Origin of the sequence: Ferrovibrio sp. (genome assembly GCF_964218355.1) — a bacterium.
Taxonomy (GTDB): Bacteria; Pseudomonadota; Alphaproteobacteria; order Ferrovibrionales; family Ferrovibrionaceae; genus Ferrovibrio.
The window spans coordinates 49,350-62,612 of sequence record NZ_CAXPMC010000026.1; the positions used below are offsets into that span (position 1 = coordinate 49,350).

At 68.1% G+C, this 13,263-nt stretch carries 13 protein-coding genes; 9 read left to right on the plus strand and 4 right to left on the minus strand.

The annotated features are described in order from the left end of the window. Positions 1-140: 140 nt before the first annotated feature. From ACEQZY_RS18225 to ACEQZY_RS18240, 4 genes are all read left to right on the plus strand, one after another. Complete coding sequence (locus ACEQZY_RS18225) at positions 141-398, plus strand: ParB N-terminal domain-containing protein (protein ID WP_341705046.1); 258 nt, start codon at positions 141-143, stop codon at positions 396-398. 92 nt (positions 399-490) lie between these two features. Beyond that, the gene (locus ACEQZY_RS18230; protein WP_370156574.1) at positions 491-1,921 is read left to right on the plus strand and encodes an aldehyde dehydrogenase family protein; all 1,431 of its coding nucleotides are present in this window, start codon (positions 491-493) and stop codon (positions 1,919-1,921) included. Between the two features lie 128 nt (positions 1,922-2,049). Continuing rightward, complete coding sequence (locus tag ACEQZY_RS18235) at positions 2,050-3,354, plus strand: hypothetical protein (protein WP_370156318.1); 1,305 nt, start codon at positions 2,050-2,052, stop codon at positions 3,352-3,354. Positions 3,355-3,372: 18 nt separating this feature from the next. Beyond that, complete coding sequence (locus ACEQZY_RS18240; RefSeq protein ID WP_370156320.1) at positions 3,373-5,019, plus strand: GMC family oxidoreductase; 1,647 nt, start codon at positions 3,373-3,375, stop codon at positions 5,017-5,019. Between the two features lie 454 nt (positions 5,020-5,473). Here ACEQZY_RS18240 and ACEQZY_RS18245 read toward each other — a convergent pair whose 3' ends face one another. Both ACEQZY_RS18245 and ppa read right to left on the minus strand, forming a co-directional pair. Further along, a complete protein-coding gene (locus ACEQZY_RS18245; RefSeq protein WP_370156322.1) occupies positions 5,474-6,601 on the minus strand; it encodes a helix-turn-helix domain-containing protein in 1,128 nt (375 codons plus the stop codon). Between the two features lie 761 nt (positions 6,602-7,362). Next, on the minus strand, positions 7,363-7,896 hold the full coding sequence (gene ppa, locus ACEQZY_RS18250) for an inorganic diphosphatase (RefSeq protein WP_370156324.1): 534 nt from the start codon (positions 7,894-7,896) through the stop codon (positions 7,363-7,365). Positions 7,897-8,069: 173 nt separating this feature from the next. Between ppa and pyk the strand changes: the two genes are divergently transcribed. Next, positions 8,070-9,488: a pyruvate kinase gene (gene pyk, locus ACEQZY_RS18255; RefSeq protein WP_370156326.1), complete on the plus strand. Its 1,419-nt coding sequence runs from the start codon at positions 8,070-8,072 to the stop codon at positions 9,486-9,488. A 9-nt stretch (positions 9,489-9,497) separates the two neighbouring features. Then, positions 9,498-9,830 (plus strand): DMT family protein, encoded by a 333-nt coding sequence (locus ACEQZY_RS18260; protein WP_341705660.1) that lies wholly within the window; start codon positions 9,498-9,500, stop codon positions 9,828-9,830. A gap of 10 nt (positions 9,831-9,840) precedes the next feature. On the opposite strand, the gene ACEQZY_RS18265 is transcribed toward ACEQZY_RS18260, so the two are convergent. Beyond that, positions 9,841-10,458 carry a tetratricopeptide repeat protein gene (locus tag ACEQZY_RS18265; RefSeq protein ID WP_341705659.1) on the minus strand — a complete coding sequence of 206 codons (618 nt, stop codon included), beginning with the start codon at positions 10,456-10,458 and terminating at the stop codon, positions 9,841-9,843. Positions 10,459-10,597: 139 nt separating this feature from the next. Here ACEQZY_RS18265 and ACEQZY_RS18270 point away from each other — a divergent pair, with 139 nt between their 5' ends. The 3 genes from ACEQZY_RS18270 (at position 10,598) to ACEQZY_RS18280 (ending at position 12,395) form a co-directional block, all read left to right on the plus strand. Continuing rightward, on the plus strand, positions 10,598-10,984 hold the full coding sequence (locus ACEQZY_RS18270) for a hypothetical protein (RefSeq protein ID WP_370156328.1): 387 nt from the start codon (positions 10,598-10,600) through the stop codon (positions 10,982-10,984). Positions 10,985-11,052: 68 nt separating this feature from the next. Next, entirely contained in the window at positions 11,053-11,604 is a 552-nt protein-coding gene (locus tag ACEQZY_RS18275; protein WP_341705658.1) for a sigma-70 family RNA polymerase sigma factor, read from the plus strand. Beyond that, positions 11,601-12,395 carry an anti-sigma factor gene (locus tag ACEQZY_RS18280; RefSeq protein ID WP_370156330.1) on the plus strand — a complete coding sequence of 265 codons (795 nt, stop codon included), beginning with the start codon at positions 11,601-11,603 and terminating at the stop codon, positions 12,393-12,395. The genes ACEQZY_RS18275 and ACEQZY_RS18280 overlap by 4 nt, the downstream gene beginning before the upstream one ends. A gap of 3 nt (positions 12,396-12,398) precedes the next feature. On the opposite strand, the gene ACEQZY_RS18285 is transcribed toward ACEQZY_RS18280, so the two are convergent. Further along, the gene (locus ACEQZY_RS18285; RefSeq protein ID WP_370156332.1) at positions 12,399-13,262 is read right to left on the minus strand and encodes an alpha/beta hydrolase; all 864 of its coding nucleotides are present in this window, start codon (positions 13,260-13,262) and stop codon (positions 12,399-12,401) included. Position 13,263: the final 1 nt, after the last annotated feature.

Genomic DNA, 13,263 nt, shown 5'->3' on the forward strand with positions numbered 1-13,263 from the left:
TATGCATTGCCGGTCATTCTGGCCCTGCTTGTGCGCCATGGCAATCCCGCTCTGCCGCCCCGCTCCGGCCGTCCTGTCGCGCCGGCGCCGGCCGTGCCAGACTGGTGCGCCCTTCCGATTCCAGCCCGCGAGTCGCCGCCATGATGAAAGCCGTGCCCGTGAAACTCGCCGAGATCTACGTGCCGGCCAAGTTCAGGGGCCAGCTGGATGCCGCGAAGATGGCGGCTTTGGCCGACCAGATCGTCGGCGATGGCGGCGTGAAAATCCCGATCCAGGTGCGGCGCGACGAGGCCCAGAAGCGCTATGTGCTGGTGGCCGGCCTGCACCGGCTGGAAGCCATGCGGTCGCTCGGCGAGGCGACCATCCCGGCCCTGATCGTCGCCGCCCGCAAATTCTGACTGCCCGTCTGAAGGCGGCTTGACCCCCGCGCCCCGTGGCCGAGAATGAGGCCATAAGGACAGGGAGAGACGGGGAGGGTGCCGTGACCGCCATGCCGCAGGCCCGGATTGAGCAGCCCGACATGCAGGCGTCTGACATGACTGCGCTGCTGGAACGCCAGCGCGCCGCCTTCCGCGCCGAGCCCGATCCGCCCCGCGCCATCCGCGACGACCGGCTGCGGCGGCTGGCCGCCCTGGTGAAGGACGGCCGCGCGCGCCTTGCCGCCGCCATCGCCCAGGATTTCGGCCATCGCAGCGTGCACGAGACGCTGCTGCTGGAAGCCGGGCCGGCCCTGGCCGCCATCCGCCATGCCCGCGGCCACCTGAAGGCGTGGATGCGGCCGCAGCGGCGCGCCTCGGCGCTGGAATTCCTCTCGGTGCGCAACCGCGTGCGGTATCAGCCGCTCGGCGTGGTCGGCATCCTGTCGCCGTGGAACTATCCCCTGTTCCTGGCGCTCGGCCCTCTCGTGGACGTGCTGGCCGCCGGCAACCGCGCGCTGCTGAAGCCCTCGGAATTCACCCCCGCCTTCAACGCGGCGCTGGCCGAGGCGGTCGCCGCGCGGTTCGCGCCGGAGGAAGTGGCGCTGGTGCAGGGCGGCGTGGCCGAGGCCGAAGCCTTCTCGCGGCTGCCTTTCGATCATCTGGTCTTCACCGGCTCGACCGCTGTCGGCCGCCGGGTGATGGCCGCCGCCGCGCCGAACCTGACGCCGGTGACGCTGGAACTGGGCGGCAAATGCCCGGTGGTGCTGGACGGCACCTGGCCGCTGGCCCGCGCCGCCCGCGACATCGCCATCGGCAAGCTGCTCAATGCCGGCCAGACCTGCATCGCCCCGGATTACGTGCTGGCACCGCGCGCGGTCCTGCGCCCGCTGGCCGAGGCCATCCTGGCCGAGATCCGCGCCATGTATCCGAATGGCGCGCAGGATGACGGCTACACGTCGGTCATCACCGCGCAGCATGCCGGAAGGCTGGAGGGTATGGTGGCCGAGGCGCGCGACGCGGGTGCGGAGGTGCTGGAGGCTTTCGCGGGCGATGCCGCCGCGCGCAAGCTGGCGCCCGCCATCGTGATCGATCCGCCGCGCGATGCCCGCCTGATGCGCGAGGAAATCTTCGGGCCCATCCTGCCGCTGATCCCGTGCGAGACGGCGGCGGAAGCGGCCGCCTTCATCACGGCAGGCGAGCGGCCGCTGGCGCTCTACGTGCTCAGCCGCGACCGCGGCTTCCGCGAAGCGATCTTGAGCCGCACGCAGTCCGGCGGCGTCACGCTCAACGGCACCATCCTGCATGTGGCACAGACCGACCTGCCGTTTGGCGGCGTGGGCGCCAGCGGCATCGGCGCATACCATGGCATCGAGGGCTTCCGCCGCTTCTCCCATGCCCGCGCCATCGCCGAACCGCTCGGGCCGGTGAATCCCATGCACCTCGCCCGGCCGCCGTTTGGCGCGCTGGCGAAGCTGCTGGAGCGGGTGTTTATCGGGGGTTAGTCTCTGCAGACTCAGTTGAATGTACGCTGCAATTTCAAGTTATTGTCGGGGGCTGCATGGAATCTACATTCGTTGATTTAGACACTCTTGTCGTTAGAGTCCGAAGCCCAAAGACGCAGCAATATTTCTTGGACGCAGTGCGTGCTTATAAAGCAGGAGCGCTCCGCCCGGCAATTACGGCTATCTGGGTGTCCATTGTCTTTGATTTGATTGAAAAATATAGAGAATTGGAAGGTTTGGGGGACGCTGAAGCCAAGCGCTTTCTTTCAGATTGGGATACGGCTAGCAGTAATCAAGCAGTGGATAAGTTGCTCAAGATGGAGCGAGGAATTCTCTTGCATGCTCGTGAGAAATTCGAGCTGCTTGACAGTATATCTTTCCGTGATCTCGATCGACTGAGGGACGACCGTCATCTTTGCGCTCATCCGGCCTTCTCAGGGGAGGCTCAGTTGTTTGAGCCACCTCCAGAGCTGGTGCGCTTGCATTTGGTAAATGCGGTCAATTTGCTGCTTTCTCAGCGGCCCGTGCAAGGCAAGACCATTCTTGAAGAGTTCTCGAAAGACCTTCTGTCGCCTGGGTTTCCTGCTTTGCCGCAGCATACTGCGAATTACATTGAACAAAAGTACCTAGTGCGTATGCGTAACAGTATGGTCAAGAACCTAGCGCTCATTCTTGCTAAATCGATTTTGAAGGGAACCCCAGAGGAGTGGGGTAGGGTCAGGCAAAAGGTGCTTCGTTCGCTTGATGCAATTAGTCAAAGGCGCGCAGAGTTGTGGCCTGAAATTCAAGCTGAATTGCTTCGATTGATCGAAGATGGCGATTATCAAGAAAAAATAAACTCGCTGCCATTGCTTGTGATATTCCCATCTCTGGCGTCTCAGATAAGGGAGGCAACAGTAATAACTGTTAGGGAGGCCCTTTCGAATGATGAGGTTGTGAGGTCGTTGCCTCCCTCTGCCTTTGCGGCCGTATCAATTGATGCTTTCCGTGATCATTTTGCGAAAGCTTTTGCGTCTCTCGACAGCGAAGGCGCGGGGTTGGCCTTGCAAGAGTCTCCCGCCCTTGAATATTGGCCAGAATCGTTAAGCAGATATCGCGGCGCTAAGTCATTTAGAGGCGCTGAGCGACTGTTTGAAATATTCATTGCTCCGTTCAGAGGAGTCGTCCGCAGAGCGCATATGGATGATCTTCTGGACGTTATAGGATCGAATGGCCAGATTTACGATGCTAGTGGTACGCCCGAGCTTCTTTTGGACTGGTTGAGGGTAAGTCCGTTTGAGACGCCTTCTTATGATGCTGTTACACGACTAGCTGACGCGCTACTGAGGGTTGGGCTATACCATCGCTACTCTGATATTTGGAGCTATATGAAAGAGTTCGGTTGGAATCCGCCACCAGAAGCAGCTGTTGAGAGTGATGATTTTCCATTTTAGGAAGGAAGCACTATGGCCATGTCGGCCCAAGAAGAAAGCACCGCGTCTGCGGCGGGGGAATTCGACTACATCATTGCCGGCGGCGGCACCGCCGGCTCGCTGCTCGCCAACCGGCTGTCGAAAGACCCGCGCAATAAAGTGCTGCTGCTGGAAGCCGGCGGCAGGGATAACTGGATCTGGTTCCACATTCCCATCGGCTATCTGTTCGCCATCGGCAATCCGCGCAGCGACTGGTGTTTCAGCACCGAGCCGGTCCCGGGCCTGAACGGCCGCAGCATCGGCTATGCCCGCGGCAAGGTGATCGGCGGCTGCACCGCGATCAACGCCATGGTCTACATGCGCGGCCAGGCCCGCGATTACGACACCTGGCGGCAGCTGGGCCTTGCCGGCTGGGGCTGGGACGATGTGCTGCCGGTGTTCAAATCCCACGAGGATCATTTCGCCGGTGGCTCGGCCCTGCATGGCGCCGGCGGCGAATGGCGGGTCGAGAAGCCGCGCCTGCGCTGGGACCTGCTGGATACCGTGCAGCAGGCCGGGGCCGAGATCGGCATCCCGCCGGTGGAGGATTTCAACACCGGCGACAACGAGGGCAGCGGCTATTTCCAGGTGAACCAGCGCCGCGGCGTGCGCTGGTCGGCCGCCACCGGGTTTCTGAAACCCGTGCTGTCGCGGCCCAATCTGGATGTGCGGCTTGGCGCCCATATCCGCCGGGTGATCACTGAAACTGTGAACGGCGAGCTGCGGGCCACCGGCATCGAATACGAGCAGGATGGCCGCGTGTTTGCGGCGAAGGCGCGGGCCGAAGTGCTGCTGGCCGCCGGCGCCATCGCCTCGCCGCAGATCCTGCAGCTGAGCGGTCTCGGTCCGGCGGCGTTGCTGAAGGACCACGGGATCGGCGTGCTGCGCGACATCCCCGGGGTGGGCGAGAACCTGCAGGATCATCTGCAGCTGCGCCTGATCTACAAGGTCTCGGGCGTGAAGACGATCAACGAGATCGACCAGTCGCTGTTCGCCAAGGCGATGACCGGGATCGAATATGCGCTGTTCCGCACCGGCGCCCTGACCATGCCGCCCTCGCAGTTCGGCCTGTTCACGCGCTCGTCCCCTGAGCACGAGACCGCCAATGTGGAATTCCACATCCAGCCGCTCAGTCTCGACAAATTCGGCGCGCCGCTTCACAAGTTTCCGGCCTTCACGGCGTCGGTCTGCAACCTGCGCCCCACCTCGCGCGGGTCTGTGCGCATCAAGAGCGCCGATCCGCGCCAGGCCCCGGCGATCCAGCCGAATTACCTGTCGACGGAAGAAGACCGCCGCGTCGCGGTGGACTCACTCAGGCTGACGCGCCGGCTGGCCGCCGCGCCGGCGCTGCGGAAGTACAGCCCCGAGGAATACCTGCCCGGCCCGCAGGTGGAAACCGAAGAACAGATGGTCCGCGCCGCCGGCGATCTCGGCGCCACCATCTTCCATCCGGTCGCCACCGCGAAGATGGGCGTGGCCTCCGATCCGCTGGCGGTGCTGGACGAGCGTTTGAGAGTCCGTGGCGTGCGGGCCTTGCGGGTGATCGATGCCTCGGCGATGCCGCTGATCACCTCCGGCAACACGGCTTCTCCCACCCTGATGATCGCCGAAAAAGGCGCCGCCATGGTGCTGGCGGACAACCGCTAGAGCGGCGGTATGTTCGGGGCCGCGCAGCGGACTGGATTCCCGCTTGCGCGGGAATGACGATCAGAGGATCAATCCGTCGTTCCCGTGAAAGCGGTGGCCAGTCCGCCCGTTTCACACTGTTTCCCTCGCACCGTCCAGCCTCGCACCGTCCAGCCGGCCGGGGCCGGGGAAGGCCACGGCGTGGAACCGGGGGCTTGATCCGGCCGGAATGTACCCTATCTGTTCCCAGATTGCCCGCTGCGGCCGGTGCCGGCAGCGGCCACGCGGAAGGAGGTGTCTGCCATTCACCCGCAGGTGGCAATAAGCGCGAACGGTCCGCAGCGGTCAGGAACGGTCACGGCCGGTCACCAGCGGTCAGCAACGGTCACCAGCGGTCACCAGCGGTCACAAACGAACCGCAGCGGTCACCAGCGGTCACGGGCGGTCAGGAACGGTGCGCAGCGGATGCCGCCGGTCAGTGCCGGGCGCGCAGGGTTTCCGACGGGGTTTCGCCGAACATGCGGCGGTACAGCTGGGCGAAGCGGCCCAGTTCGGTGAAGCCGTGGCCGAGCGCGATGCCGGTCACCCCCGGCGCGGCGGCGCCCTCGGCCTGGCTGCTGCCGCCCGGGCTGCTGCTGCCATGGCGGCGGGCGGCCAGCAGGGCGCGGCGGGTCTGCGACAGGCGCAGCAGGCGGATATAGGTCATCGGCCCGACGCCGAGGCTGTCCTGGAAGGCGCGGGCGAGGCTGCGGCGCGACAGCCGGAAGGCGGTGCAGATGGTGTCGATATCGGGCAGTTCGCCGCCGGCGGCGGCGCCGGTGACGGTGAGGTAATCCTCCACCAGCCGCACGATATAGGCGCCGCTCATCACCGGTTCGGCGCTGGCCTCGGCGATGGCCGCCGCGCCGGCCGCCGCCGGCCGCACCAGCGGCTGCAGGCAGGCCTCCAGCAGCTCGGTGCGCAGAAGCTGGCGGGCGCGGGGGCTCAGGCCGGCGCCGAACTGGCCCTGGATCGCCAGCGCGGCGGCGATCCGGCGCAGGGCGGCGGCGCCGATGGCCGGCACATGCACGGCATTGCCGCGCAGCAGCGGCGTGGCGTCGGGCGCGAAGCCGTCGGCCGGGGTCATCTGGCGCAGGGCGACGCGCAGCTGGCCCGGCGGCACCGCCAGCAGCAGGAAACGGGCGCGGCCATGCAGGCAGGCATCCAGTTCCAGGCCCGGCGGGATCAGGCACAGGTCGCCCGGCGCCACCGCGCGGTGCCACAGCCGCAGCCGGCCGGCGGCGGCTTCCGGGTCCGGCAGGTGCAGGGCCAGCACCACCTGGCGCCGGGCCAGCGGGCCGCGCAGCCGCAGCGACCCGGCCAGCCAGCCGGCGCGCAGGCTCATCGCCGGCAGCTCGGCGCGCTGCAGCCCGCCCAGCGGCCGGCCCGGCGGCTGCGGCGCCAGCAGGGTGGCGTCCAGGCCGCGGCCGGCCAGCGCCTCGATGCCGTGCAGCAGCCGCTCCGGCCAGAGGCCGGCGGCCGGTGGTGGCAGGGAGGGCGGCGGCAGGGCCGGCGACTCCGCCAGCGGTTCCGGCGGCGACTCCGGCCCGGAATCCGCACCCATGCCCGATTCTGCGGCCCGGAATGGCGGCCGGCCTGCGCCCATAGGTAGGTATCCTGTGCCCTGAAGGGCCATACTCTGGCACAAACTGCATAGTCCGTCCAAGGGCTTTTCCACAGGCGACTCCGGATAAAATCGTGTCTGCCCAGCGGCTTGCCTTCCGCCCGGCCCGGCCCGGGTCCTGTTTTCGGCTGGCACAGGCGGCATAGCAGTCCGGTAGAGGAAAGCCCGAGAATGCGGCCAGACAGTCGGTGACCCGGTTTGCAAGCTGTTCCCCAGACAGGGCAGGTCCTGCTGCGCCCCCCATGGCTACCGGGGGTGCCGGCGGCCCTGCCGGGCCGCCATCGACAGTTCAGGCCATCCGTATCCGCGACAGCGTGTCCGCGATGGCTGCCGGCCGGCGGGCGTTATCCGCCGGCCACCGGTATTCCGATCCGGGCAGGCCCCCCTGCCGGATATCCTGGGCAGGTTCGTCCTGCCGGGAGGGGTGCACGACTTCCCCCCTCTGCCCGGGTTTCGGCCCGGCGCGGACGTGCACCCCGAAAATCTTCCGGGCCGGCCATGGCAGTGGCCGCCCGGCCTGGTGCTCCGGGTCCACCCCACCGGGAGCACCCAATAAACTGGCTGGCAGGCCGCAAGTGTTTGCCCGGCGCATGTCGAAGCAGCGCCGCCGGGCAGCAGAGACAGGAACCTCCGGTTCCTCCCTGACGGCGGCCGGGTTCGTCCCGGTCGCCGCATTTTTTTCCGGATGGGTGCGGGCCGGCCTATTTCACGCCGGCGGCGCGCACGATGCCGTCGGTGATCATGCGGGCGGCCTCGTCGGTGCCGACCCAGCCGGCCGACTTCACGAACTTGCCCTTCTCCAGGTCCTTGTAGTGGACGAAGAAATGCTCGATCTGCTGCAGCAGGATCTCGGGCAGGTCGGCGTAGCTCTTCACGTTGTTGTAGAAGGGATGCAGCTTGTCCACCGGCACGGCGATGATCTTCTCGTCGCCGCCGGCCTCGTCCTCCATCTTCAGCGCGCCGATCGGGCGCGAGCGGATCACCGCGCCGGCCACCACCGGCACATGGCTGACCACCAGGATGTCGCAGGGATCGCCGTCATTGGACAGGGTATGCGGGATGAAGCCGTAATTGGCCGGGTAGAACATCGCCGTGTGCAGGAAGCGGTCGACGAACAGCGCGCCGGATTCCTTGTCCAGCTCGTATTTCACCGGGGCGCCGCCGGCCGGGATCTCGATCACGGCGTTGATGTCATAGGGCGGGTTCTTGCCGAGCGAAATGCGGGCGATATCCATGGGGGTCGGGTCCTTGGGACGTTTTTTCGACGGGGGAAGCGGCGTCTTTTTCGCAGATGCGGCAGAAAACGCAACGCTCCGGGTCCGATTTTTTGCCTTCCGGCGGCAGGGTTGTGCTGACGGGCCGGGCCCGGCGCTGCTATGTAAGTTGTTGCCGGACCCGGAGGAATCGCATGCACCGCGCGCGCAACGTGAAGATCGTCGCCACCCTCGGGCCGGCTTCCGCCGCACCCGACCGCATCCGGGCGCTGGTCGCCGCCGGCGCCGATGTGTTCCGGCTGAATTTCAGCCATGGCCGCCATGACGATCATCTGGCGGCGATCCAGACGGTGCGCGCCCTCGAAAAGGAGCTCGACCGGCCGGTCGGCCTGCTGGCCGACCTGCAGGGGCCGAAACTGCGGGTCGGGCTGTTCGCCGGCGGCGGGGCCGACCTCGTCCCGGGCCAGGCTTTCCGCCTCGATGCCGATCCGGCCCCGGGCGATGCCACCCGGGTGCAGCTGCCGCATCCGGAGGTGCTCGGCAGCCTGAAGCCGGGCGCCGAGCTGCTGCTCGACGATGGCCGGCTGCGGCTGCGCATCACCGCAGCCGGCGCCGGCCGGGCCGAGGCGGAGGTGGTGGTCGGCGGCCGGCTGTCCGACCGCAAGGGGCTGAACCTGCCGAATGTCGTGGTGCCGCTGTCGGCGCTGACCGCGAAGGACCGCACCGATCTCGCCTTCGCGCTGGAACACGGCGTCGACTGGGTGGCGCTCAGCTTCGTGCAGCGGCCGGAGGATCTCGCCGAGGCGCGCGCCCTGATCGCCGGCCGCGCGGCGCTGCTGGCCAAGATCGAGAAGCCGTCGGCGGTGGACTGCCTCGACCAGCTGATCGACCTGGCGGATGCGCTGATGGTGGCGCGCGGCGATCTCGGCGTCGAAATGCCGCTGCAGACGGTGCCCGGCTTGCAGAAACGCATCGTGCGGCTGGCGCGCCGCGCCGGCAAGCCGGTGGTGGTGGCGACCCAGATGCTGGACAGCATGGTCAAGGCGCCGGTGCCGACCCGTGCGGAAGTCTCCGATGTCGCCACCGCCGTCTACGACGGTGCCGATGCGATCATGCTGTCGGCGGAAAGCGCCGCCGGCGACTGGCCGGTCGAGGCGGTGGCGACCATGGATGCGATCGCCACCGCGGTCGAGCACGATCCGCTCTACCGCGGCATCATGGAAGCCGAGCATGCCAACCCGGAGCATACCGTGCCGGATGCGATCACCGCGGCGGCCCGCCAGGTGGCGGAGACGATCAGCGCGGCCGCCATCGTCACCTACACGATGTCGGGCTCGACGGCCCTGCGGGCGGCCCGCGAACGGCCGCGGTCGCCGATCCTGTGCCTGACGCCGCTGGCCGGCACCGCCCGGCGGCTGTGTCTCGCCTGGGGCGTGAATGCCGTGGTGGCGCCCGACGCGATCAATTTCGCCGACATGATCGCCATCGCCAGCAAGGTGGCGCGCGAACACGGCATGGCCGGGCCGGGCGACAATCTGGTGGTCACCGCCGGCGTGCCGTTCGGCATCCCGGGCAACACCAATGTGCTGCGCATCGCCAGGATAGAGGCGTGATACCCGGCAATGACGACGATCCTGCTGCTCTGCGCGTCGAACGTGATGATGACCTTCGCCTGGTACTGGCATCTGAAGGCGCCGGAGCAGGCTCTGTGGAAGGTGATCCTGATCTCATGGGGGATCGCCTTCTTCGAATACTGCCTGGCGGTGCCGGCCAACCGCATCGGTTTTGTCAGCGGCACATTCACGGCGGCGCAGCTGAAAGTCGTGCAGGAGGTGATCACGCTGGCGGTCTTCGCGCTGTTCGCGCTGTTCTATCTCGGCGAGCAGCTGCGCTGGAACTATTTCGCCGCCTTCGCCTGCCTGATCGGCGCCGTGTATTTCATCTTCCAGAAATAGCGGCAGCCGCCTAGAGGGTGCTGGCGTCGATGCGGCGGCGAATCTCCTTCAGCTTCTCCGGTGCATCGGCGAGGAAGGGATTGGCCGCCAGCGCCCGGCGCCAGGCGCGCAGGGCTTCGGGCAGGTTGTCCAGCCGCTCCATGATGGCGCCCAGGCCGCTCAGCGCGCCGAAATGCCGCGGCTCCAGCTTCAGGGTGCGCTCGATATCCGCCACCGAGCCGGCATAGTTGCCGGCCAGGAAGCGCACCGTGGCCCGCTTGTTGTAGGCCTCGGCATAATCGGGCTGCAGCTCGATCATGGCCGAGAAGATGTCCTCGGCGCGTTTCAGGTCGCCCTTGTCCATCACCGTCATGCCGCCTTTCATCAGGGCATCGACGGTGTCGGAGCCGGACTGCATCCAGGCCTGCCAGATGCGTCCCTCGATCCGGCGCCCCTCGAGCGGGCTGGCGGCGGCGTAAAGCTGGTCGAACAGGGAATCGAGCCCGGCCGGTGCCTCTTCCGGCTTCGCCTGCCCGGTTGTCGCGGGGTCCTGTTTCGTCCGGACGGCATCCGGCTGTGCGCGGCCCGGCAGGGGCAGGAGCAGCAGCGCGAGGAGCAGGGCGGCAGGGCCGGGAAGCGGGCGGCGCATGGTCAAAATGGTAGGGGGCGGGACGGGGCCCGGCAAGGGCGGATTTTTTTTGCGGCCCGGGGGGGAATAAATCCCGGCGCCGGCGGTCTGTCTCTGCGGGGCCGCATTCCGCGGTTTCCGGGATCGGAAGGACAAATCCATGCTGCGCAACCTGATGCTGGCCGGCGCCCTGTCGCTGGGCCTGGCTGCCTGTGCCACCGCCGCCACCATGCCGGCCAGGACCGGCGAAACCGCCATCGGCACCGTGCTGGTCGATGCCAAGGGCATGACCCTCTACACCTTCGACCGGGATGCCACGCCCGGCAAATCGGTCTGCAACGGCCAATGCGCCCAGAACTGGCCGCCGCTGATGGTTCCGGCCGGTGCCGAAGCGACCGGCGACTGGTCCGTCGTCACCCGCGACGACGGATCGAAGCAGTGGGCCTACAAGGGCAAGCCGCTCTATGGCTGGGTGAAGGACCAGAAGCCGGGCGATACCACCGGCGACGGCTTCCTGAACGGCGCCTGGCACGTCGCCAAACCCTGACGCCGGGCGTAAGGTCGGGCGGCGGGCCGTCATCGCCGCCGCCCGACCCACCCGGAGCCGGATTGCCGATGCTGTTCCGCCCGCGCCAGCCGCATCCCGTCGAGGCCGAGATTCCCCGGCTGCGCCGTTTCGCGCTGGCGCTGGCCCGCGACCGTGCGGCGGCCGACGATCTGGTGCAGGACTGCCTGCTGCGGGCGCTGGCGGCCTGGACCACGCGGCGCAGCGAAGAGTCGCTGCGGCCCTGGCTGTTCGCCATCCTGCACAACCTGTGGCGCAGCCGGCTGCGCCGCGACCTGACCCGGCCGGACCGTTTCGCGCTGGACGCCATGGATGACGAGCCCGCAGCCAGCGGCGGCCAGTGGGAGGCACTGGAGCTGCGCGACCTCGATGCCGCACTGGCGCTGCTGCCCGATGCGCAGCGGTCCCTGCTGCTGCTGGTGACGGTGGAGGGACTGAGCTACGAAGAGGCGGCGCGGGTGCAGGACATTCCCGTCGGCACCGTGATGTCGCGCCTGACCCGGGCGCGCGAGCGCCTGCGGCGCCTGATGGACGGCCAGCCGCCGACCGGCACAGCCGGACTGGCGGGCGGGCGCGGCCCGCATCTGAGGAGAGTGAAATGACGGGCGATCATCCTGCACAGCCGCCGGTCAGCGAGGCCGACCTGCATGCCTATGTCGACGACCGCCTGTCGCCGGCCGACCGTTTGCGCATCGAGGCGCATCTGGTGGCGCATCCCGGCGATGCCGCGCGGGTCGCGGCCTGGCAGGACCAGGCAGAGGCGCTGCGCGATCATTTCGCGCCGGCACTGGACGCGCCGGTGCCGGCGGCGATGGCCGGCCTGCTGGCCCGCGAGAAGGCCGGTGAACGGCGCCTGCAGGCGGCCCTGCGCATCGCGGCCCTGCTGCTGGTCGGCGTGACCGGCGCCGCCGCCGGCTGGTGGGGGCGGGGCTGGGTCGCGCCGCAGCCGCCGGCCATGGTGGCCGCGCTGCCGCAGGAGGCGGCCCGCGCGCATCTCGTCTACAGCCGCGAGGTGCTGCATCCGGTGGAGGTGACGGCGAAGGAGGAAGCGCATCTGGTGGCCTGGCTGTCCAAGCGGCTGGGCCGGCCGCTGACCGTGCCGGTGCTGACGGCGCAGGGCTATGCGCTGGTCGGTGGCCGGCTGTTGCCGGCTGCGGCCGACAATGCGGCGGCGGCGCAGTTCATGTACGAGAACCGCGGCGGCCAGCGGCTGACCCTGTATGTGCGTTCGGGCGAGCCGGCGCAGGATACGGCGTTCCGCTTTGCCGGCGAGGGTGCGGCCGCAGCCTTCTACTGGGTCGATGGCGGTTTCGGTTATGCGCTGGCCGGCGAGACCGGCCGCGAGGCGCTGCTGCCGCTGGCCCGCGCCGTCTACGAACAGCTCGGCCGCTGACCGTCAGGGACCGACCTGCCGCAGCAGGGCTGCCCCCAGCGGATGTGCAGAATCGGCGGCGGCAAACTTGATGGTGAAATGGTCGGCGCCGGGCACCAGCATCATCTCGGCCCTGGTGCCGGCAGCCCGGCAGGCGGCATGGAAGTCCGTGCTCTGCGCCTGCCAGCCTTCGGGTTCGGCGCCGCCGGCGGCGACCAGCACGGGCCCGGCGATGCGCGGCGGAAACTGCATCACGCTGTTGCGGGCGGCCATGGCGGCATCGAGGCGGATGCTTTCATTGACGCTGACCTGCAGCACCGGGGCGAGGTCGTAGATGCCGCTGACCAGGCCGAGCGAGGCGATGGCCGGCTGCGGGCCGAGACCGGCGGGCCAGGGTGCCGCCGCCATCATGGCGGCGAGATGGGCGCCGGCGGAATGCCCGATCACATGCAGCCGCGCCGGATCGGCGCCCCAGCCGGCGGCCTTGCGGGCCAGATGCGCCAGCGCCTGCTGCATCTGCCGCACGATGGCATCCAGCGTCACCTGCGGGCAGAGATCGTAATTCAGGTTCACGACGACCGCGCCGGCATCGAGGAACAGCGGTGCCGCGAAGGTCATGGTGTTCTTGTCGAGGCCGCGCCAGTAGCCGCCATGCACCAGCACGACCAGTGCCGCGCCGGGTTTCGGCGGCTTCGGGCGATGCAGGTCGTAGGTCTGCAGCGGGCCGGGGCCGTAGCGCAGATCGTAGTCGCCGCCGATCGCGGCGCGGGCGGCTGCCGACCTTGCGACATAGGCGTCGAAATGCGGCTGGAAATCCGGCACCGACATGCGCGGGTTGAACTGTGCCTCGATCTGCTCCGGGGTCAGGCTGCGCCAGTCAAAGGCCATG